This window comes from Paenibacillus sp. MMS18-CY102 (assembly GCF_009789195.1).
Classification (GTDB): domain Bacteria; phylum Bacillota; class Bacilli; order Paenibacillales; family Paenibacillaceae; genus Paenibacillus_T.
Genome location: NZ_WSTC01000012.1, coordinates 136,390 through 158,169, shown reverse-complemented (window position 1 = coordinate 158,169; position 21,780 = coordinate 136,390). Strand labels below are relative to the sequence as shown.

Here is a 21,780-nt window from a genome sequence, read left to right as displayed (position 1 = left end):
CATTTTCGGGTATAGTAGTCATCGAGTAGGGTCCTTTCTTGGTGGTCTCAGCAACCCCGAGGATACCCTACTTTTTTATGTTCTGGGAATACTCCAGATCATGGTACACAGACTATTGTACGTCATCAGCTAGAGCACGAATAGGGCAGAAAAATGTACCCTAAACAGCCCCCAGCCCTGCTAGAGCACGAATAGGGCAGAAAAATGTACCCTAAACAGCCGCCGGCCCGTCTAGAGCGCGAATAGGGCAGAAAAATGTACCCTAAACAGCCGCCAGCCCAGCTAGAGCACGAATAGGGCAGAAAAATGTACCCTAAACAGCCCCCAGCCCAGCTAGAGCACGAATAGGGCAGAAAAATGTACCCTAAACAGCCGCCAGCCCAGCCGGACAACTGTGCCGGTTGCCGACCGGGCAGGGATGCACCCGCGAATGCCTTGACGTACATACGCCGTTGCGAAGCAACTCTCTCTACATACAATAGCTTGTAAAAGTAGCAGATACGCTACTGCTCTCGTTAGCGATTCTGTTCATGAGGAGGTGATCGAATGGAGCGTATCGCGACAGGTGGCATCCGATCCCGCAAGGCTCCGGGCAGCAAGCGGCCGCGGGCTGCCGGATTGCGGCCGCGCGCTTCTTCGCGCAAGCGTGGCGTGGCGCAGCAGCAAGCCAGGCGCGCACGCCGCAGGACAGCTGGAGCTATTGCTGCTCCGACCGAACAAGCAGCCGAGCGTTCGCGAGCAGTGCCGCTCGTATCCGTCGTGATCCCCGTAATGAATGAACGCCATACGATCCGCCGTGTCGTTCGTGAAGCGTTGGCGGTACATCCTTCGGCAGAAGTGATTGTCGTTGCCAATGGTTCAACAGACGGCTCAGCTGGATTGGCGAGGCGTGCAGGCGCGCGGGTTATTGAATACGCCCATCCGCTGGGGCATGATGTAGGCCGTGCAGTAGGTGCAGCCGCTGCGCAAGGCGAGGTGCTGCTATTTATTGACGGCGATATGGTTATCCCGTCGGCGCAGCTGCGGCCGTTCATTCGAGCGGTAGCATCCGAGGGCGTCGACGTGGCTTTGAACGATTATTCAGGACCTACGGCCAAAACGGTTGTTCATGGCGTTGTGCTCGCCAAACATGCGCTGAATACGCTGCTGGAACGGCCGGATTTGAATGGAACCTCATTAACAGCAATTCCGCACGCCATGAGCCGCGCCGCTTTATCGATTATCGGAGCGGAGGCTTTGGCGGTTCCGCCGCTCGCACATGCAAGAGCGATCAAGTCTGGATTGCGCGTGGAGGCTGTCAAACGAATTAACGTTGGCAAACTGAATCGTCCTAGACGTGAGCGTGAGCGTGTTCAGCCTCTGGAAACGGTCATCGTTGGCGACCACTTGGAAGCGATCGATTGGTTGACCGAGCGGAGCGGCGAGCGTGGCGGCTTTCGCGATCCTTACAGGAGGCGGCAATATGCGAGGTGAGCATAAGCGAATGAATAGCAGGCGAAGGATCAAAAAAACGGAGCCGCGTGCAGCGGCACCAACGGCCACGCTCAAGGGCAGTGCCGCAGCCGTCATTATGGCGCACAACGAACAGGATACACTTCCTCTTGTCCTTAACGAACTTGGGAAGCTGCCCCTTGCAGAAACAATCGTCGTGTTGAACGGCTGCACGGACAATAGCTTTAGCAACGTCCGGTCATTCCCCGGCGTAACCGTCGTCCATTATGCGGAGAAGCTTGGGCATGATGTTGGCCGTTCAATCGGGGCTAGGCTAACCAAATCAGATATCGTCTTGTTCGTTGATGGAGACTTTCGCATTGGTGCAGACCAGTTGCGAGCGTTTCTTGTAGCAGTGGATCGTGGCGCAGACGTTGCGCTCAACAATATAACGCCATACTTACCGCTATTCCGCGATTGGGATGATGTGACGAGGCTCAAAGCTTTTCTGAACCTTTCAATGGGCCGGCCGGATCTGCTGGCGAATTCCATGACTTCCGTTCCCCATGCGCTCTCCCGCCGTGCAATTAATGTGATCGGCAGCTCGCTGCTTGCCGTGCCGCCGAAGGCACAGGCGGCCGCATTGCGTGAAGGGCTGGCCATCCGAACGGCATGCGCAGTGAACGTATTCGGGCCAAACCGGCTTCGCGGCAACAATGTGGGGGCTAATAACGATATGTCCCGCTTGATCGTCGGCGATCATGTCGAAGCGCTTAAGCATGTCATGGAGAAGGACGGGCGTAGGCTGGCCCATCTGGACACGATGCGGCAACGGGCCGGACGGTTAAGGAAGCCAAGCCAATGACGAAGCCAATGACAAGCATCATTATTCCGACCTATAACGGCCTGGGGCTGCTTCAGCGCCTAGTCCAGTCCATTCGTGAGCATACGAATGAGGCGGACACTCCTTATGAACTCATCATTGTTGATAATGGATCGCTCGACGGCACAGCACAGTGGTGCATCGGCCAGAAGCTCACGTTTCTCTCCCTAGGCTCGAATGAAGGCTTCCCAGCTGCGTGCAACAAAGGGCTGCGGATTGCGGCAGGTGACCAGCTTATGCTGCTGAACAACGATATCGTGGCGACGCCGAACTGGCTATCGAACCTATCGGAAGGGCTGAATGAAGAGCCGAACATCGGGCTCGCCGGTCCAGTTACGAACTATGCGAGCGGCGTGCAACAGGTCGATTATCGATTTGAAACGTTGGAACAGTTTATGGGCATTGCCACAGAAGTGAACGAGCCGAATCGGAACAAACGAGAGCGTGTCATGCGGCTAGTCGGCTTATGCCTTCTGTTTACTCGCGAAGTGTACGAACGGGTCGGCGAATTGGATGAGCGGTTCTCGCCGGGCCACTATGAGGATGATGACTTATGCTTGCGCATTCGGATGAATGGCTATGGTTTGCTGTTATGCAGGGATGTGCTCGTGTATCACGAAGGCAGCGCGAGCTTCCGCCATACCGATCAAGATGCGCTTGCACAGCTGCTGGCGGCGAACCGCCAGAAATTTGTGGACAAATGGGGCATTGACCCTAGCGCATTCGTTACTAGTTAAAAGCAATAGGATGGGCAAGCCAACTGATCGGTACAGGAGGGGTGTAATTTTGAAGGCTGTTATATTAGCCGGTGGAACTGGAACGCGGCTGAAGCCGTTAACCGGATATTTGAATAAGCATATGCTGCCGGTCGGCCGTTATCCGATGATTCATTATGCGGTGGCAAAAATGCAGGAGGCAGGCATAACTGAGATCATGCTCATTACGGGCCGAATGGCTGCCGGGATGTTCATTCAGTATCTAGGCAGCGGCGAGGAGCTGGGCGTGTCGCTGACCTATCGAATTCAGGAGGAGGCAGGCGGCATTGCGCAAGCGCTAGATTTGGCGGAGCCATTCGTAGGAAGCGGCGAGAAGTTCGTACTGTTGCTGGGCGACAATCTGTTCGAGCATTCGCTGCGGCCTTATGCGCAGCAGTATGAACGGCAAGAAGCAGGTGCGATGGTGCTGCTGAAACAAGTAGAGGACCCGCATCGTTACGGTGTGCCGACATTCGGCCACAGTGAGGGCGGCCCAATCATTACGCGCATTACGGAGAAGCCGGAGCATCCCGATACGGACTACAGCGTGACTGGCATCTATTTTTATGACTCGGCCGTTTTCTCGCTGATCGGGGACCTCGCTCCATCCCAACGCGGGGAGCTTGAGATTACGGATTTGAACAATGCTTACGCGCAGCGAAGCTTGTTATCCTTCGCAACACTCGAAGGCTGGTGGGCGGATGCAGGCACATTCGAGTCGCTTCATGAAGCAGCGCATCAAATGTTGGGTAATCGAAGCAGCGACGGTGAAACAGAGCAAGGAGAAGGAACGGGGTGAAGCGATGCGTCAGCCACGAATGAAGCCAGCAGTCGCAAGCTCAGGACGAAGCGTACGGAGCCTTCGGCGCCCGTTGCGTGCCGTAGTGCCGACGGAAGGTGCTAGGCGGAAACGAAAGGCTGCGGCTGTTGTGCCGGCCAAACGCCGCCGCAAGGCGCGCCGCCGCTCATCGAAAGGAACGCAAGCGGGCTTACGTCTACAGCCGGTTCCGGCGGCAGAGCCAATGTTCGCGGATGCCGTGAAGCCATTGGCAGCAACACAACCGGCGCCAGCGCCTCGCCCGATCGGCGAGAATGGGGTCGAGGACCCGTTTGAGGATGCAGTGTACGCAGCAGGCGAGCAATGGTTGGAGAAGGCAATTCCCGCGAATGCGCTGCTTCCCGATATCGAGCTGCGCGATGTGATTGCCGCAGGGGTAGAGAAGCTCCTGCCTACAGCGATACCGTTGCTAGATACCGAGGCTGTTTATCATGAGCTGGAAACGGCAATCCGGGATTCGGTGCCTTGCTCCGTCATTCGGATTGGCGATGGCGAGCTGATGGCGTTAGCGCAGGATGTCATCTATCCAACGGGCACGATTATGCAAGAAGCCCCTTACTTGCCGTATGCGGGGGTAACGCCGCCGGATCTGGCTGCACGTGATTTGCTGGCGCGAGCAGTGAGCAGTGCCCATATTGTTGGCGTGCCGCTTTCGCGCCGCAAATATTTTCAACCGCTCCTATTCCCCGTGCTAAGAGAACATGGCATTCCCGTGCGCCAGCTTCGAATGACGTCATCAACGATTAACTACAGCCTCTTTCAAGCGGGGCTGCTGCAGCCGCTCATTCGCGGCAAACGCCTGCTGCTCATCGGCAATACCTGTCCATCGCTGGCGAATGTGCTCAATGGTGCAGGATACACCGTCTCCGGAGTCATTGCGCCGGTGAGAGGGTTTGCCGACATTGAGCGGGTGATGGCGGAGGCACAGGCGGCGCAGTTCGATCTAGCGTTGGTCGCAGCCGGCATACCGGCAACGGTGATCGCATGGCGAATTGCAGAGGAGCTGGGGAAGGTTGCGCTTGATTTTGGCCATATGGCTGACGCTATCGTCAAAGGCCAAATACAGCTTTCGCCCTAAGAAATGGGAGAAAGGATGAAGGGCATGAGAAGCACCGCAAAGCCGCTTCGACGCTCGAATCGCAGAACAAGGCGCAGTGCGCCAAGGCAAAGGAAACCGGCCGAGCGGCTGCAGCAGCGTTACGAGAGAGGATATAGCGCGGGCTATGATGAAGGCCAACGCTCGGGATTCGAGAGTTTCGAGACTCATTTTGAAGGCACGAGCATTATCATTCCGACCTATAACAAAGCGAATTATTTGAAGTCCTGTATCGAGAGCATTGGCGACCATACGGATTTGCCCTATGAGATTATCGTCGTCGACAACCATTCGACCGATGAGACGAGCGCTTACTTGCGGGAAATCGGTACGCAGGTTCGCTATCGTATTCTGGACAGCAATCTAGGGTTTTCAGGTGCTGTAAATGCGGGCTTAATGATGGCAAAAGGGACGACTGTGCTGCTGCTCAACAATGACACGCTAGTCACGGACAACTGGCTGGATAATATGCTGGCTTGCCTGAACAGCGATGCGCGCATCGGCATGGTTGGTCCGGTGACGAATTATATTAGCGGCGACCAGCGTGTCGAGGTTCCTTATGAGGAAATTGAAGACATGTATGAGTATGCGAAGCACAATAACCAGACCGATCCTAGCAAGTGGCAGCGCACCGACCGATTGACGGGCTTCTGCTTATTGTTCCGCCGGGAACTGCTGGAGCGGACTGGCTACTTTGACGAAGGCTACGAAATCGGCAATTACGAGGATGATGACTTTAACATTCGTGTACGGTTGCAGGGCTACACGCTCGTCATTGCGCGCGATTCGTTCATTCATCATTACGGGAGCGTGAGCATGAAGGCGCTCGGCAGTGAATTCGAGTCGGTTAACGAACATAATATGCAGTTTTATATGGAAAAATGGGGAAATCCCTTCGAGTGGGTTCATCGCGTGAATGAGCAGCGCCGAATCAAGGAAGAGCCGAAAGATGGGCTGGTTGCGATTCCCCGGGGGGAATCTGCTTTCTATCCTGAAGGCGTGCTGGTCAAAGGAGTCGGGGACATCGTGTTCTGGCTGGAAAATGGCCAGCGGCGGCCGCTAGAAGGCGAGCTAGCCTTGCCCATAACAAGATTGTCCCAATTGGATATTCGCCGGTATTCGATCGGGCAGTCCATTCATGCAAGTGAATTGGAGGCACGGCTCCGTGCAGCCGAGCTTCAACGTTCGATATTTCGAGACGGTACGGTCGTAATGGGGGAGAGCGGAAACATTCGCTTTCTAATAGAAGGTAACGTTAAACGGCCAATCGTAACAGCTGCTGCAGCGATGAAGTGGGGCTTTGATAGGCGCAAGGCTTTAACATTAACAGATTCGGAGTTGGGCGAACTGCCGGAAGGGCTGCCCATCATTGCTCCAATTACCCTTCGCCAGCTGCTCTAGCGGCAGATAGCCAAGTGTGCCGGAGTCACCGCAATACATTCGCCGCATATGCTGGTAACAGCAAGGCATGGGGAGAGGGGCAACGCCCGTGGAGGATCCAATTGATGCGTTGATTGAGCATGTATCCCACACGAATCGCCAGCTGGTTAGGGTGTTGGAAGCAAAACGGCATGTTGCTGTCCGTATGGCGCAGGTCGTGCATGCACTCCCGGACGAAGATCCCGAGCTGGGCGGGTTCGCGGGGCTGCTCGATCAAGCTAATGGCGTGACGAACAGCGTCATTGCGTATTTGAATAGCGTGGCAGAGCTCCAAGAGATGATGGCGGAACAACTGTACCACGTCATCATGGAGATGGAAGAGGATGAAGAATAGCCTTTTGGCAGGGGAGGTTGCTTTGGACAATGGCGGACCGCGAACAGGCTTATAAGCGTATGCTCGACACCGCCGCCAAGCTGCAATGGAACGTCTCGATGATTCTGGAAGCGAAGGCGGTAGAAGCGGAAAAAGTACGAAACTGGATGCTCAATCATGTCTCATCGGATTCCTTCAATGAGCAACACCAGCAGTTGAAAGAAACGATGCGGCTGCATGACCAGATCGTTGAGGTGATCGATGGCTTGACGAAGCTGGGCCGGGGCATGAATGCGATTATGAAGGTTGCGTTGGAGCATGGGCTGGACAGCGGCGACGACGGCAGTAATCTGTTCGGGGGCGGACAATCAGGGGGCAGGTTGTGAGCCGATTACAGCATAAAGAGCGTGCCGTGAAGCTGGAGCTGGTGGCAGCTATTGCGCGGAGCCAGCACGCGCTTGCGCGAATATTGGAATCGATCGCAGACGTTGCAGAACGCTCCGACCCGCTCGCCCGCTCCTTGAAGGAGAATGTCGAGCGGCTCGCGCGCATGCAGCAGATGCTAGTGGAGTCCGCTGCTGGGACCCGGCTTGGCGAGCAGCGGCGTGGGCGGCCTGCAGGGCCGTGGCTGCAGCGGAAGGCGTGCATCAGCAGCCGGTTGGTTAAGGAGGATGAAGAATGAGAGCGAGCAAGAGTGCGAAGCGGGCAAGGCGGCCGGCGGCAGGGACGAAGAAACGAAGCCGGCGGATTGTAAAGCCGCGTGCCAGAAAAAGAGCCTCCACACGCAAGCCTAAGCCGGCTGCGAGAAGGCGAGCCGCGGCTGGGCGGAAGCGTCCGGCTCAAACGGAGCAAGGAGCGTACAACCAAGGGTTTGACCAAGCGTACAATGAGGGCTACAATGCGGGCTTTGCCAAAGGCTTCGAGGATGGTCATCAGCTTGCCTATGAGCAGCAGCCATAATCGGTGGGGGCGCCTTCGAATGCCCGGTTAGCGCCATGCGGATGGGAATGGCCCATCCAATGGTTGCCAATCGGGTTATTTGGCATGTATGGACAAGCCGAATAACGAATGGGACATTCGCCAATTTTGCCGGACACGCGGCACATACCCTATGTGTGTTCGACATGGAGAGCATATGGTGGAGATGAGGTGAACCGTATGAGCCGGAATAGGCGAGCTGGCATCCATAGCGCGATGCCAGGCCCGGTAATTGTGCCCCATGCCGATGCAGCGGTCGCAGGTTTTGAGGCAGGCTACCGGATGGGCTGGCGCGATGGCGCTTGCGAAGCTGTCCTTCGCCATACCGCGATGCCCGTTGCAAGAAGAAGGAACGTAAGGGCGATCTATGTGCCACAAGGGTTTCAGGCGATTGACGAAGGGGTCACGCACGCACTCAGGGAGACGGTCAAAGAGCTCCATGTCGTTCCGGCGGAACGGATGGCGGAGCAAGCAATGCTCATTCGTCCAGATCTCGTATTCGTGCTTAACGGGCTGCATGTGTTTCCTGATAATCACTTCGAGCAGATTGATACGATTCGAGCCGCCGGCATTCGCACTGTGATTTGGTTCGCTGATGACCCTTACGTAACGGAGGACACGGTCAAAGTGGCTCCGCATTACAATACGGTTCTGACGCATGAGCTGAGCACGATCCCGCTCTATCAATCGCTTGGGTGCAGCGATGTGCATTATATGCCGCTCGCCGTTCATCCTGCGTTGTTTAAGCCATTCTCCGTTGCTCACGCCTATCGGTCAGACGTTTGTTTCATCGGTCAGGCATTCTGGAACCGCGTAGAACTGTTCGATGCGCTTGCCGAGCAATTGGTCGGTTTAAAAGTGTTTATCGCTGGGGGGCTGTGGGAGCGCCTAGCTTCGTATGACCGTTTGAAGCGGTTTATTCGGCAAGGCTGGCTGCCTGTTGAAGAGTCCATTCAATATTATAACGGCGCTAGAATTGTCATTAATATGCATCGAACGACTGAAGCGGGACTGGATAATAAGAACACCTACCAATACCCCGGGAGGTCGATTAATCCGCGCACGTACGAGATCGCTGCATGCGGTACGCTACAGCTGACGGACATCCGGGATGATTTAATCCAGCATTACCAGCCGGGAATTGAGCTCGACACGTTCCAAAGTGCGCAGGAGCTAGGCGAGAAAATTCGTTTCTATCTCGCGAACGAAGAGCTGCGCAGTGCGATTGCCGTGAAGGGGCTTGCCCGAACATTGAGGGAGCATACTTACATGTCACGGATGGAGCAGGTTATGCAGGCGCTCGGTTATTTTAATTAAACTCAGATGGATCGAGAAGGAGGTGGCTATTTTGGCTACGCCGAGAAGTCAGATTATGCGGCAGGCCAGCCGAGAAGCGGCGTTCCGGCATGGGCGGGAGGAAGGATTCCGCAGGGGCTGGGACCATGGCTATTGGTACGGCAGATGTGAATCGCTGCTGCGGACACTGCCGCAGGACGTTCGTGTCACGCCAGCTCATGTGTTGTTCGTTGCGACGGGCAAAGGATTCCCTTATTCTCCGCTAGACGAATCGATCGCACAAACGCTTCGCGCTTTAACGGCAAGGCTTAGCATCACCACGTCCAATCAGCCCGTTGCGGAAGTAGCAGCCCGGCTCAAACCGGATGCCGTCATCGTGCTGGACGGGCTGGAATTTGATACGGAGCAGGTTGACGAGATGCGTCGCCTGGGCATTCGAACCGTTGTCTGGTTCACGGATGACCCTTACTATACGGACATAACATCCCGGCTCGCGCCGCATTATGATGACATTTTTACGCTGGAGCGCACTTGTGTTGATTATTATCGCGCGCTTGGCTGCAAGAATGTCCATTATTTGCCGCTTGGTGTAGATCCAGCTTCCTTCCGCCCGATAAATCCGCCCAAAGCGATGCGGCGGGAAATTAGCTTCGTCGGTTCGGCCTATTGGAGGCGCGTCGAATTCTTTAATCAAATTACGGGCTATTTGTCCACGAAGGATACCCTCATCAGCGGAATTTGGTGGGAGCGCCTGCGCGATTTCGCTATGCTCGAACCAAAGATCGCGCTTGGCCGCTGGATGGATCCCCAAGAGACTGCGCATACGTACAATGGGGCCCAGATCGTCATTAACATGCATCGGGCGCATGATGATGAAACATTTAATAATAACAGCGCGAACATAGGGGCCGTCTCGCCGAATCCCCGCACCTTCGAGATATCGGCTTGCGGCACGTTGCAGCTGACGGATTTACGTGAGGATTTGCCGTTGTACTATACGCCGGATGTCGAGATTATTACGTATGCTTCGCCAGAGGAAATGGTCGAGAAGATTGATTATTACTTGAACCATGAGCAGGAGCGGCAGCAAATTGCACTGCGCGGATTGTACCGGACGATGCGCGACCACACGTATACGAAGCGCTTAGAGACGATGCTGTCCATATTGTTCGGCTAAAGGAGGCGGGCAGACGCGCAGCGCGGCAGGCGCAGTGTCTGAACCGCCGATTTTTGTGCATTTGTTGAGGGTTCATCTGTCGTGCCATGACGGCCGTCTCGCCAATATATTGTACTACCTGGGATTGTTGTGAACATTGTAGTGGAGCATCAACTGTTAGGAGGTGAGCGTCTTCTTGCGTTCCAAGCCGCAATTGTACGTCTTCTCGCATATTTGCAGCCCGGCCTATGTCACCGGGGCGGAGAAGCTTCTGCTGTTCATGCTACAAGAGCTTAAGCCGTATTTTGCATGTACACTCGTCGTTCCGAATAATGGCTATCTGTCAGAGCGAGCGGCTGCTGCCGGCATTTCGATCTTCGTGCTTCCTGTGCCGCTCGCGGTCTCGCTTTATTTGGCGCAGTCTCATCTGATGGAAGAGCTTCACCAATTCCGCAGCACGCCCGAGTATGCTGCTCTCGTGCAATTGCTGGCTGAGCGGCGCCCAGACGCGGTGCTTGTGAATACGTCCGTTCATCCGATGCCGGCGATAGCGGCCAAGGAGCTAGGAATACCCGTCGTATGGATGCTGATGGAGACGATTCGGCGAACGGCATTTACTGCCCAAGCTGTCGGGGTCATCGATCAATATGCCGATTGGATCGTTGGCATCTCGGAATCGACGCTGGAGCCGGTCCAATGGGCTTGCCCGCATCGGAAGGAGTGGCTGCTGCTGCCGCCGTCCTGGAATGCGCAAGATTTGCAGCCATCGATGTGGCAGAAGCACCGGGAGCGCCGGCGCGCGAATCTGGCGATTAAGCCGCATCAGCAGCTAATCGGATTTATAGCCTCGTCCATTTATGAGAACAAAGGCTATCTCGCTTTCATGGAGATGGCAGTTGAACTGATAGGGCGTTATCCCAATGCTATGTTCCTATTAATCGGCAATCCCGTCGATGCGCCTTTGTTTGAAGCAGGCATGGACCTTGCGCGCAATAAAGGCGTGTTGGACCGGTTCCGCTGGATTCGATTCGAGGAGCAGATCGAGACGGTCTACCCGGCTTTCGATTTGGTTGTTGTGCCAAGCTTGGCCTCAGAGGGGTTCGGGCTGACAGCGCTAGAAGGGATATTATTCGGCAAGCCGGTCGTCGCCTTCGCCGCAGGAGGGCTTGCCGAGATTATGCGTGCGACTGGCAACCAGGCGTATGCGGTGCCGACTGGATATGTGCGGGGGCTTATCGCCAAGGTGAGTGAGTTGCTCGATGACAGGAAGCAAATGGAGGCGGTCGCTAGCCGCAACGGGCATGCAGCGGAGATGGCTTACGGCCTTGCTGCTTATCGAAGCCGGCTGATGAAGCTGCTCGATGCGATGGATTTCAAGGTGCAAGGTTTGCCTCATTTGATGAAAGGCAGTTCGCCAACCGTCTACCTGTTCGAGAATGGCCAACGCCGCCCGTTCACCACCGATACGGCGCTGTTGGAAGCGGGCTACACGTTCGAGCAAGTGAAGCAAGTGGACGATGCAACGCTGCATGCTTTGCCGCTCGGGGAGCCGATTGGCCCGTTGGCCGTGGAGCCTAGCGCGCTGCTCGCCCAGTCGGCTTGGCCGCCTTCATCGCCTAAGCAGCGCCGAGGGGCGCGAGCAAGGCGAAGGGGCAGCCGCAGCAGTGGCGGCAGCCGATCGAGAAGGCTTAGCCGCCGAACCGGCAAATCGCAACGCCGGAGGCAAGCAAGCCGTTCCCGCAGGGCAGGAAGCAGAAGAAGCAGACGTCGTTAATTGCTGGAAGAGAGGAGAGAAACAAGATGCGCGTCATGACCATACTCGGCACCCGTCCCGAGATTATTCGGCTCAGCCTCATCATAGCAAAGCTGGATCGGCTGGCGGAGAAGCATGTACTCGTTCATACCGGGCAGAACTTCTCGCCTTCACTTAGCGGCATCTTTTTCGAAGAAATGGGCGTTCGGTTGCCTGACTATACGCTCGCGGCCGGCAAACAATCGCTTGGCGCCCAGCTATCGGCGACATTCGGCGAGGCAGAGAACGTTTTTTTGCAAGAGCGGCCGGACGTCGTGTTGCTGCTCGGGGATACGAATAGCGCATTGTGCGCAATCGTCGCTGAACGAATGGGCATCCCCGTCGTGCATATGGAGGCAGGCAACCGCTGCTTCGACTTGAAGGTGCCGGAGGAGAAAAACCGCCGTGTCATCGATGCCGTGTCGACCATTAATATGCCGTATACATCCTACAGCAAAGGCAATCTGCTGCGGGAAGGGTTTCCTTCCATTCGGGTCGTGCAGACCGGCAATCCGATCTACGAGGTGCTTACACACTACAAACCGCAAATCGACCGCAGCGATGCGCTGCAACGGCTGGGGCTGGGCAAAGGCGAGTATGTGCTCGTCACCGCGCATCGCGCGGAAAATGTAGATGACGCCGCTCGCCTGCAGTCGATCTTCGATGGGCTGAATCGGGTAGCGGAGCAATTCGGCCTTCGCATCATCTGCAGCGTTCATCCGCGTACGCGCTCGAAGCTGCAAGCCGAGATGCAGCAGGGGCTTCATCCGCTTGTTGAGCTGCATGAGCCATTTGGGTTTTTCGATTTTGTGCAGTTGGAGCAGCATGCGCGGCTGGCAATTACGGACAGCGGAACGGTGCAGGAGGAATGTTGCTTGTTCGGCGTGCCGACCGTGACGATTCGCGATACGACGGAACGGCCTGAGACAGTTGATTGCGGCAGCAACGTGGTATGTGGCTTATCACCGGAACGGATTGCAGGGGCAGCGGCTGTCATGATGGGATTGCCGGCAGATTGGGAAAGCCCGGAAGGTTACAAGGCGGCGAATGTTTCGGATATTGTGGTGAAATTTGTGCTTGGAGGGAAATGGCATGTTTAATAATACGCGTATTCTAGTGACCGGGGGAACGGGTTCATGGGGGTACGAATTAATCCGTCAGCTGCTGCCGCAAAATCCGAAGCAAATCATCGTGTTCTCGCGCAACGAATCGAGCCAGGTGGCGATGAGCCGGACGTTCGAGGATGCCCGGTTGACGTTCTGCATCGGGGATATTCGGGATAAAGAAGCGCTAATGCGCGCATGCGAGCAAGTCGACTACGTGTTCCATTTGGCGGCGCTAAAGCATGTTCCAGTATGTGAAGACCAGCCTTATGAGGCTCTCAAAACAAATGTTATCGGCACGCAACATGTCATCGAAGCTGCAATCGCAAACCGCGTCAAACGAGTCATCTACATCTCGACGGATAAAGCGGCTAACCCTTCGAACTTCTATGGGATGACCAAAGCGATTGGCGAGAAGCTGATCGTGTACGCGAACCTACTTCGGTCAGAAACTAAGTTCGTTTGTGTGCGCGGCGGCAACGTACTAGGCACGAATGGCAGTGTCGTTCATTTGTTTATGAACCAGATTCGGACGAAGAAGCAAGTGGGAATTACGGATCTTGGGATGACACGGTTTTTCCTGACACTGCAGGATGCCATCTCCTTGCTGTTCAAAGCCTCATCCGAAAGCCTTGGCGGTGAAATCTTCGTCATGACGATGCCGACATGCCGAATCGTTGATCTTGCGCAGGTGCTGATGGAATCGCTTGGCGAAGAGGCAGAAATTATCGAGACGGGCATTCGTCCAGGGGAAAAGCTGCATGAGATTTTGCTTACCGAATTCGAGAGCTTAAGCACGGTCGTTTATGACGATGAATACCTCGTTATTTTGCCGGCGCTGGATATTCCGGGCTTGAAAAGCCATTACGCGCCGTATCCGCCTGTATCGTTCGAAAGCTTCAGCTCCAGCACAGAGATTATGGATAAGAAGCAAATTCGGGATATGCTCATTCGTGGGGGGTTCCTCGCATGAAACTGCTCGTTATCGGCGGCAACGGAATGGCGGGGCATATGATTGTCCGCTACTTCCAAGACAGATCAAACCTCCAAGTCGCCTATACGACGAGACGAGCGGACGATCCAAGCGGCATATGGCTTGATGCGGCCGATTATGGGCAGGTTCAGGCGGTTATCCAGCAGGAGCAGCCTGACATCATTATTAACGCTGTCGGGGTCTTGAACGAATCGGCGGAGCGTACGCCGCTCGCGGCCTTTCAGGTGAATGCGTGGCTCCCGCATTGGCTGCGCCACTTAGCTGATGCGATTGGCGCCAGAGTGATTCATATTAGCAGTGATTGCGTCTTCTCGGGAGACCGGGGTTCTTATACAGAGTATGATGCGCCGGAAGGCACTTCCATGTATGCGCGGACCAAGGCGATGGGCGAGTCCAGAGACCCGCGGCATCTAACAATCCGCACCTCGATCATTGGGCCAGACCCGAAGGAAGATGGAATCGGATTGCTGCAATGGTTTCTGAAGCAGAAAGGCGAGATCCGCGGGTACGCCTCTGTCTATTGGAATGGCGTGACGACGTTGGAACTTGCCAAAGCGATCGCGTATGCCATCTCGCATCCGGAGATTGGCGGGCTAGTGCAATTGACGGCACCGGAAACCGTCAGCAAGCTGGAACTGCTGCGGCTGTTCCAACAAGCTTTCGGGCATGAAGGCGTCACAATTGTGCCGGCTGCTGATCCTGTGATTGACCGGACATTGCTGGCGACGCGCCCGGATTGGGGCCATCAAGCTGCGCCGTATCGCGAGATGCTCGCTGAATTAGCGGATTGGATGCGGGCGCGATGAGCAGCCCGCGTCTGCTCGTTACGGGCGCAGGCGGATTTTGCGGGGAGCATGCCATGGCATATTTTGCGCAGGCGGGGTACGAGGCGGTTGCATCGGTGCGGCATTCCGGGGCGGCAGCCGGGAGCATGGGGCAGCTTGCGGATCAGCCGGCTACCGCCGCCATCGCATGCGATTGGACCGATTTAGCGGATGCGAAGCGAGCGATCCAAGCGGCACAGCCGGATTACGTTGTGCATCTTGCGGGGCTAAACGCAGCGGATCGGTCTTGGCATGACCCGGCCGGCTACCTGATGGCGAATGTGATGGGGACGGTCCATCTGTTGGAAGCGGTCCGGGCGCTGGGGAAGCCTTGCCGCGTACTTATCGCAGGATCGATGCTGCGGTTCGAGCTGCCAGCCGGCGATCAGCCGCCGGAACCGGCGCATCCCTACAGCGTGAGCAAGACGATGCAAGTGCTGCTTGCCCAGTGCTGGCCCGTTTTGTATGGCATGGATGTCATCATTGCGGAGCCGTCGAATTTAATTGGGCCTGGCCGGTCGCGAGGGCTGTGCATGCTGTTAGCAAAGTATGCCGCACAAGCGGAAGCGATTGCTGCAGCAGCGCCAAGCGGGCATGGAGTGGCGGGCCAGCCGGTTTCGCCAGCGCGGGAGGAGGCAGCGGGAGCCGCTGATACGGACCGGAAGCCTCCGCTGATTCAGCCGTTCCGGCTGTCATCGCGGACGGAGCAGCGTGATTACTTGGATGTTCGCGATGCTATGGCTGCGTACGATCTGCTCTTGCAGCATGGCGCGCCAGGCAGCGTGTACCCGGTTGCTTCGGGACGATTCGTTACATTGGAGCAATTGGCCAGCCAGTTCATGGCGCTGGCGGCATGCCCCCTGCATTTTGACATTGGCAACTCCACATCGCCGTCTCCTGCCCCCACTGATACGAGCCGCATCCGGTCGCTTGGCTGGGAGCCCCGTTTTACGCTGAAACAATCACTGCAGGATACATTAGAGGATGCGAGAGCAAGGTTGATTCAGAAGGGAGAGCCTGAGCGGCAATGAGCAGCCATGAACCGAAAGTTTCGATCGTCATTCCATTCTATAATGACCCTTATGTACGAGAGGCTGTTGACAGCGCCTTGGCGCAATCGCACCGTAACGTAGAGGTCATCGTCGTTGACGATGGCTCCACCGAGCATGCAGAGCTGCTTAAGCCGTACGCGAATCGCATCCATTATTTAGGAAAAGCCAATGGCGGCACGGCAAGCGCGCTGAACCACGGCTTTCGGCACGCCAGCGGGGAATATGTAGCGTGGCTCAGCTCAGATGATGTCTTTTACCCGGACAAAATCAAGCGGCAGCTCGCTGCCATGCGCAGCGTCGATGCGTGGATCGGCCATACTGGCTTTGATTGTATTGACGGCATAGGCCGATACACGCAGTTTGCTGTCGCGCCGCCAAGCCGAACGCATGAGCTGCTTCAGGCATTCCGCACTAGCAACCCGGTTAATGGCTGCACCGTCATGATGCGAAAATCGCTCTTTCGATCGATAGGCCCGTTCGACGAGCGATTGCAATATACGCAGGATCTGGATTATTGGATTCGCGTGCTGCTGGCCGGCGTCCCTTTTCATCTAACGCCGGAGCCGCTCATTGCTTATCGCTGGCATGAGCGCATGGGGACGCTTCGGAATAAGGTGGCGATTGAGCAAGAGACGAGAGCAACGTTCCGTACGTACGAGAGCAGATACAAAGCGTTTCTATCGCAGCTCGGCGTTAGATAGCGATCGATTGGATCACAAGCTTTGCAACGTATCAGCGGCAGCGGCCGGCGGCGGCTTCCATATCCAGTGTCCAGTGGGATAGGCCGCTTGCCTGTATCATTAGCGGAGGCAAGCTAAGCCGCCAGCTCCCAATTAGCGGGCCTGGACAAGCCTAATGCAGAGCTAAGCGGATGCGGCATCCCTCGCGGCTTGGTTTTATTGCCAGCCGCAAGAAAGTAGCGTTTCATCCGCTCTAATCTGTGAAAGCTTTGCTTGGCGAGCCCGCATTATCCTGGCAACTGGGCGACAAGCGCCGTTAGGGATTGCCGGTAGATGTTCATTATGGCGGTTGCTTCTTTCACGATCGTATCGAAGTGGCGTGCCGTCCCCATGCCGGGATGGCGCCTGTAGACCGTGAGGGATTCGTTAATAAAATGAAAATCATGCCGGGCAAGCACTACGCGAATCCACAGCTCATAATCATGCGTATAAGGCAAACTTTCATTAAATCCGCCCATCTGCCTGAAAAGGTCTTTCGTCATCATAATCGTACACCCGTTTATGGCACAGCCCGTTAATAATGATGCGATAAAAGCTTTGGCCGAATGGAATTTAGCCGATGCGGAGGTAGCTGTAATTACGCTGTTCTCGTTCGTCAGGTCATAATCGGTATGGCTGATCTGCGCATTGGTCCGTTCCATATACGCGACTTGTTTTGCCACTTTGTCCGGCTTGAATTGGTCGTCCGAGCTGAGCCATGCGACGTATTTGCCAGTTGCGAGATTCATGCCGTAGTTCAGTGCGCTGGCGGTGCCGCCGTTTCCTTTGCCAATATAGTGAATGCGGCCGAGAAAAGGAGTGATCTTATCCTGATGGCGGGTTGAGCCGTCGTCGATGACGATAACCTCGATATTCGGATACGTTTGGCCAAGCGCGCTGGAGATCGAGTGGCTTACATAAGGGTCATTATAGAATGGGATGATAATGGATACTTTCGGGAGGCCGGTTGCCGGCAGCATGAAGGTACACCCCGTCTTTCCTAGTTCGTTATATGCTAGTATACGAGAGCCAGGGAAGTAGGGTCACGTCGAATGCCCGAGCAGCGGCCTGCATTTGGCACCCATTTCGATATGCACCAAAAAGCCCGTTTCGCCAGCCTCTCAGAGGCTGCGAAGCGGGCTTTATAGCGGAGGGCGAATGCCGAGTGCTACGAGCACGTTGTTCAAATCAGCGCAATACCGATTCGGGCTGAAGGCTGTTTTCATTAGGCTGTACGCTGCGTCGCGCATCCGATTGGTTGCTTCGCGGTCATTCAGCAGCTGAAGCCCGTAGAGGACGCCTTCCTCCACCTTGCCCGTACGGAAAAATAACCCAGTCCGCCCATGCTCAATAAAAGTGCGTACGCCATCGGAGTCAGTAGAAAGCACTGGGCAGCGGCAGCTCATGGCCTCAGCTATCGCATAGCCGAATCCTTCCGTGCCGGAAGTCGACAGGAGAAAACCGCCGCTGTCGCCAACTGCTGATAAGTAATCAGCCATTTGATGATGGGGAATGTTAGAGAGCAGCTTTAACCGATTGCTGAGGTTTAGCTCATGAACAAGCTTCTCGAATGATTGCCGTTGATCAGGTTCGCTAAGGGAGAGGTCGACAAACATCCACAACTGCAAATTCGGGACAGCACGCGCGAGATGTGCAGCGATGCGAAGGCAGAGGGAAACATTTTTATTGCTCTCCAGCCTGCCAATCCATGCTAATACGGGCGCACCGTCAGGGTTCGCTTGCGGCAGCGTACGGTAATGAAACTGCTCGATATTGACGGGATTGTGCATATAGAAACGGGGGAGATCGGGAAAGTAGCCAGTATAGGCAGCTATAAGATGGGAGGTTTGCGGCCCGAGCACGGCTTGGGCATGCTTGCGAATGTAGGGGGAAGCTTCCCGAAGTGTCGATAACGCTTGTTCCCTTGTGCCAAGGCCCTGTGCTTCGTACAAAATCGGGCCTTTATAGCCATGTCCCCGCAATCGGTCTAGCAAGAAGTGATCGCATGTTACGATAATTGCATCGTATTGGTGAAGGGCGAGCATCGTGGCGATATGATGGTCGTCGTTAGACACCAAATAGGGGATGTCGGTGTGGATGAGATTCTGGACGCCGGCGCCGTCCCATAAGTAGAAGAGATGGCTCTCAATTCCGATACGGCGCAGGATGCGCGCGCGAAGCCGGTTCAACGTTTCAATGCCGCCGCTCGGCACGAAATAAGTAAACAATAGCTTCATTCGGTATACTACCCGCCTTCCTGGCAAACGTATGAAACGGACACCGGCATCGCCACGCGTCTGGTTCATATTATGCTAGGCAAGGCAGGCCCGAGCGGGCGGTTAAAAACGCTTACTTCGTATAGGCGTGCGAGTGTTATTTTGTGCAAAAACGGCTGTTAAGCCTTAGGAAGGCTCCAACGAAGAATAACGCCAGCCTGCGTTAATCCGGCGCCGAATCCATATAACAGCATGAGCTGCCCTTGCTCCAGCCGCCCTTCGCGAACCGCTAGATCCAGCGCGAGCGGGATGGATGCAGAAGAAGTATTGCCATACTTCACAAGCGACACGAGCGAGCGTTCGATCGGAATGCCCGTGCGTTCGCAAATCGATTCGACGATACGCAGATTCGCGCTGTGCGGTACGAACCAATCGAGATCCGACACTTGCAGCTGCGCACGTTCCAGCAGCTTCTCCACGCCTTCGGGCACCGTGCCGACTGCCCATTTGTACACCTCGCGCCCGTTCTGTACGACCTTCCCCGGATTGTCGAGCTTATGCTCGCCAACGACTTCCGACAGTCCCGTCAAGTACACATGATGCCCGCCAGACCCTGTCGTTACGGAGTAGGAAGCAAGCACGTCGCCCTTCCGGTTGTCTTCGGCTTCCAGCAGCAAAGCGCCCGCACCATCACCGAACAGGATGCAGGTCGAGCGATCGGTATAATCGGTAATTTTGGACATCGTATCTGCCCCTACGACAAGCACTTTACGCGCTGCGCCGGACAAGAGCAGGCCGTTCGCATTTTGTAGGGCAGCGGTGAAGCCCGCGCATGCTGCTTGGAGATCGATTGCTCCGCAGTTATTCATGCCGAATGCTTGCTGTAGTCGCGCAGAGGTAGAAGGGAATGGGGAATCCGGCGTCGTTGTGGCAACGATAATATAATCGACATCATCGAGCTGAACGCCATACCGGCGCTGCAGATCGGCAACGGCTTGTATGCATAGGTCACTGCTGAATTGATCCGGTGCCGCAATACGCCTTTCCTCGATACCGGTGCGGCGCACGATCCACTCGTGATCTGTCTCCACCATTTTCTCCAAATCCGCGTTGGATAAAATTGATTCAGGTACGTAAGAGCCAATTGCCGTTATACGTGCGTTAGATAAAAGGTTGTAGGATTGTGCCATGCCGCATTCATTCCTTTCATAATTTAGTACCAGATACTAATACCTAATATTAGTACTGGTTGGAGGCGGGTGTCAAGCGGCGAAAGACCTTGTGTGGTGCCATAATTAGTTAGAAAATAATTCAGGCTGTTGGTTATACGAAGGATGAGCTTAACTACAAAGACTGTAAAACTCTTGAAGAGTTACGTCTTCAGGTCAATGGGTGCGTGCCCCATTACAAATTTGACTGCTGCCATTGAACATTAAAAAAGATGGCTCCTGAGTGAATTCAGAAGCCATCACCTGAACAAAGATTACAATTTCATTCGCCAACAACTTTTCCAGTAATCAATCGCTGCGGGAGGGGACCCAAATGTAAGCTATCCAAGCTACGCAACCAGTCATCTCCGACGATAAAGATGGTTCCGTCCGGCACAGTTACAGATTTCAAAGAAAAGTCGTATACATCTTTTAAGATAACTTCTTTATTGATATTGTGACTATCAGGTAGTTGAAGAAAGGCTTCTCTGGTCATTCCACCTCTGTGTGCTTGCCCATAAAATGTATTCAATTTTTTTTCGTTCACGTATATTTGCCCCTTATGAACTTTTATGGACTCGCCGGGAAGGCCGATCACTCTGCTAATATCGCCTTCTCTTAGCCTTGGATCGAAAGCCTGCCCATGAAAGTAAATAATGTCACCTCTCCGAATTGGATTTGTTTTGTAGTAATTGGGATCAATGACGGCATGGTTAACCAACTCATTATGCCCCCGATTCATATTGTCGTACATTGGATTGACTTCAAATAAATCGCTGGTAAGGGTTGCTTCCCCTAGTGACTCCTTTGTTATTGAATCTGTAATTGTTGTCGACCCGGATCCCCAAATGTTCATGACATAAGAAAGTTGAGGAACAAAAAAGACAAGTAGAAGGAGTAGGGTGCCGAGCCCCACCCATTTAACGCGGGTGTATGTTTTATTCTTTAATGGTTTGCCCGTAATCCTATCCTTTATAGGGTTGTTATCATTCATGTCAGGATTCTCCCTGCTTTCAAACGCATCATATAGGTAATCGGCCATACTATATAGTCCGACACTGAAGGATACAGAACATAAAATTAAAAAATGGCCGCTGGATCACTCCACGACCATTAATCATCGTTCCAATCTAACTTACGTTGAGTTGCTGTTGCTTGTCCATCGATTTCTTAGGCATGTAGTGCCGGTAGAGATTGCCGAGCCCGAAGTAACCTGAATTTCTCCCTGCGTAGATGATGACAAAAGCGCAGAGAAGCATTTGTGGAATCGAGCTGATAGAGCCAGAAAGAAAGAAAGTGAAGTTTAATATCCCTCCCATGCATGCGCCGAATACGGTGAAGAGCCCGAGAATTAACGATATGCCTACTAATAACTCCCCCCAAGGGATCAAGATGTTGATAACATTTACATTAGGCAAAACCGTAGAACCGACGAAATCGCCCCACCAGCCCTGAACGGTAGGTTTTGCGCCAGAAGAATTTTCGACTGCATTCTTCAAATACCCCGATGCGTCAAAAGCTTTATCCGAGGTTAGTTTTCCCCAGCCGGCGTCTAGCCATTTCCATCCTAAATAAAAGCGAATCACGAGCAGCAACATAGCACTAACTTTGTTCTCTTTAATCAATTGATCGATTCTAGACATAGCACATCCCTCTCTTGGAATTTGTAAATCACTGATACATTAA

The 21,780-nt window shown here is 54.6% G+C and carries 23 protein-coding genes; 18 read left to right on the top strand and 5 right to left on the bottom strand.

The annotated features are described in order from the left end of the window. The first annotated feature begins 546 nt into the window (after nucleotides 1–546). From GON22_RS11175 to GON22_RS11090, 18 genes are all read left to right on the top strand, one after another. Complete coding sequence (locus tag GON22_RS11175; protein WP_160396173.1) at nucleotides 547–1,473, top strand: glycosyltransferase family 2 protein; 927 nt, start codon at nucleotides 547–549, stop codon at nucleotides 1,471–1,473. Then, nucleotides 1,463–2,296 (top strand): glycosyltransferase family 2 protein, encoded by an 834-nt coding sequence (locus tag GON22_RS11170; protein ID WP_160396172.1) that lies wholly within the window; start codon nucleotides 1,463–1,465, stop codon nucleotides 2,294–2,296. Before GON22_RS11175 ends, GON22_RS11170 begins: the two co-directional genes overlap by 11 nt. Next, the gene (locus GON22_RS11165; protein WP_160396171.1) at nucleotides 2,293–3,051 is read left to right on the top strand and encodes a glycosyltransferase family 2 protein; all 759 of its coding nucleotides are present in this window, start codon (nucleotides 2,293–2,295) and stop codon (nucleotides 3,049–3,051) included. Before GON22_RS11170 ends, GON22_RS11165 begins: the two co-directional genes overlap by 4 nt. Nucleotides 3,052–3,100: 49 nt before the next feature. Next, nucleotides 3,101–3,868 (top strand): sugar phosphate nucleotidyltransferase, encoded by a 768-nt coding sequence (locus GON22_RS11160; RefSeq protein WP_160396170.1) that lies wholly within the window; start codon nucleotides 3,101–3,103, stop codon nucleotides 3,866–3,868. Beyond that, nucleotides 3,795–4,985: a GT-D fold domain-containing protein gene (locus GON22_RS11155; RefSeq protein WP_160396169.1), complete on the top strand. Its 1,191-nt coding sequence runs from the start codon at nucleotides 3,795–3,797 to the stop codon at nucleotides 4,983–4,985. The genes GON22_RS11160 and GON22_RS11155 overlap by 74 nt, the downstream gene beginning before the upstream one ends. Nucleotides 4,986–5,009: 24 nt before the next feature. Further along, on the top strand, nucleotides 5,010–6,404 hold the full coding sequence (locus tag GON22_RS11150; protein ID WP_237179106.1) for a glycosyltransferase family 2 protein: 1,395 nt from the start codon (nucleotides 5,010–5,012) through the stop codon (nucleotides 6,402–6,404). Between the two features lie 88 nt (nucleotides 6,405–6,492). Next, nucleotides 6,493–6,777: a nucleoside-diphosphate sugar epimerase gene (locus GON22_RS11145; protein WP_160396167.1), complete on the top strand. Its 285-nt coding sequence runs from the start codon at nucleotides 6,493–6,495 to the stop codon at nucleotides 6,775–6,777. A gap of 29 nt (nucleotides 6,778–6,806) precedes the next feature. Further along, on the top strand, nucleotides 6,807–7,142 hold the full coding sequence (locus GON22_RS11140; RefSeq protein WP_160396166.1) for a restriction endonuclease subunit S: 336 nt from the start codon (nucleotides 6,807–6,809) through the stop codon (nucleotides 7,140–7,142). Next, nucleotides 7,139–7,438 carry a hypothetical protein gene (locus tag GON22_RS11135; protein WP_160396165.1) on the top strand — a complete coding sequence of 100 codons (300 nt, stop codon included), beginning with the start codon at nucleotides 7,139–7,141 and terminating at the stop codon, nucleotides 7,436–7,438. Before GON22_RS11140 ends, GON22_RS11135 begins: the two co-directional genes overlap by 4 nt. Continuing rightward, on the top strand, nucleotides 7,435–7,716 hold the full coding sequence (locus tag GON22_RS11130) for a hypothetical protein (RefSeq protein WP_160396164.1): 282 nt from the start codon (nucleotides 7,435–7,437) through the stop codon (nucleotides 7,714–7,716). Before GON22_RS11135 ends, GON22_RS11130 begins: the two co-directional genes overlap by 4 nt. Before the next feature lie 198 nt (nucleotides 7,717–7,914). After that, nucleotides 7,915–9,051: a CgeB family protein gene (locus GON22_RS11125; RefSeq protein WP_160396163.1), complete on the top strand. Its 1,137-nt coding sequence runs from the start codon at nucleotides 7,915–7,917 to the stop codon at nucleotides 9,049–9,051. A 31-nt stretch (nucleotides 9,052–9,082) separates the two neighbouring features. Then, complete coding sequence (locus tag GON22_RS11120; RefSeq protein WP_160396162.1) at nucleotides 9,083–10,207, top strand: CgeB family protein; 1,125 nt, start codon at nucleotides 9,083–9,085, stop codon at nucleotides 10,205–10,207. A gap of 175 nt (nucleotides 10,208–10,382) precedes the next feature. Further along, nucleotides 10,383–11,960, top strand: coding sequence for a glycosyltransferase family 4 protein (locus GON22_RS11115; protein WP_160396161.1), 1,578 nt, complete (start codon nucleotides 10,383–10,385; stop codon nucleotides 11,958–11,960). 26 nt (nucleotides 11,961–11,986) lie between these two features. Further along, entirely contained in the window at nucleotides 11,987–13,078 is a 1,092-nt protein-coding gene (wecB, locus tag GON22_RS11110; RefSeq protein ID WP_160396160.1) for a non-hydrolyzing UDP-N-acetylglucosamine 2-epimerase, read from the top strand. Continuing rightward, complete coding sequence (locus GON22_RS11105; protein ID WP_160396159.1) at nucleotides 13,071–14,054, top strand: polysaccharide biosynthesis protein; 984 nt, start codon at nucleotides 13,071–13,073, stop codon at nucleotides 14,052–14,054. The genes wecB and GON22_RS11105 overlap by 8 nt, the downstream gene beginning before the upstream one ends. Next, entirely contained in the window at nucleotides 14,051–14,881 is an 831-nt protein-coding gene (locus GON22_RS11100) for a dTDP-4-dehydrorhamnose reductase family protein (RefSeq protein ID WP_160396158.1), read from the top strand. Before GON22_RS11105 ends, GON22_RS11100 begins: the two co-directional genes overlap by 4 nt. Continuing rightward, on the top strand, nucleotides 14,878–15,930 hold the full coding sequence (locus GON22_RS11095; protein WP_160396157.1) for an NAD-dependent epimerase/dehydratase family protein: 1,053 nt from the start codon (nucleotides 14,878–14,880) through the stop codon (nucleotides 15,928–15,930). The genes GON22_RS11100 and GON22_RS11095 overlap by 4 nt, the downstream gene beginning before the upstream one ends. Next, entirely contained in the window at nucleotides 15,927–16,652 is a 726-nt protein-coding gene (locus GON22_RS11090) for a glycosyltransferase (RefSeq protein ID WP_160396156.1), read from the top strand. The genes GON22_RS11095 and GON22_RS11090 overlap by 4 nt, the downstream gene beginning before the upstream one ends. A gap of 266 nt (nucleotides 16,653–16,918) precedes the next feature. On the opposite strand, the gene GON22_RS11085 is transcribed toward GON22_RS11090, so the two are convergent. From GON22_RS11085 to GON22_RS11065, 5 genes are all read right to left on the bottom strand, one after another. Further along, complete coding sequence (locus GON22_RS11085) at nucleotides 16,919–17,650, bottom strand: glycosyltransferase (protein WP_160396155.1); 732 nt, start codon at nucleotides 17,648–17,650, stop codon at nucleotides 16,919–16,921. Between the two features lie 162 nt (nucleotides 17,651–17,812). Beyond that, complete coding sequence (locus GON22_RS11080) at nucleotides 17,813–18,907, bottom strand: glycosyltransferase family 4 protein (protein ID WP_160396154.1); 1,095 nt, start codon at nucleotides 18,905–18,907, stop codon at nucleotides 17,813–17,815. 158 nt (nucleotides 18,908–19,065) lie between these two features. Beyond that, the gene (locus GON22_RS11075; RefSeq protein WP_160396153.1) at nucleotides 19,066–20,076 is read right to left on the bottom strand and encodes a ketoacyl-ACP synthase III; all 1,011 of its coding nucleotides are present in this window, start codon (nucleotides 20,074–20,076) and stop codon (nucleotides 19,066–19,068) included. 301 nt (nucleotides 20,077–20,377) lie between these two features. Beyond that, complete coding sequence (lepB, locus tag GON22_RS11070) at nucleotides 20,378–21,088, bottom strand: signal peptidase I (protein WP_160396152.1); 711 nt, start codon at nucleotides 21,086–21,088, stop codon at nucleotides 20,378–20,380. A gap of 136 nt (nucleotides 21,089–21,224) precedes the next feature. Beyond that, nucleotides 21,225–21,737 carry a DoxX family membrane protein gene (locus GON22_RS11065; RefSeq protein WP_160396151.1) on the bottom strand — a complete coding sequence of 171 codons (513 nt, stop codon included), beginning with the start codon at nucleotides 21,735–21,737 and terminating at the stop codon, nucleotides 21,225–21,227. Between the last annotated feature and the right edge of the window lie 43 nt (nucleotides 21,738–21,780).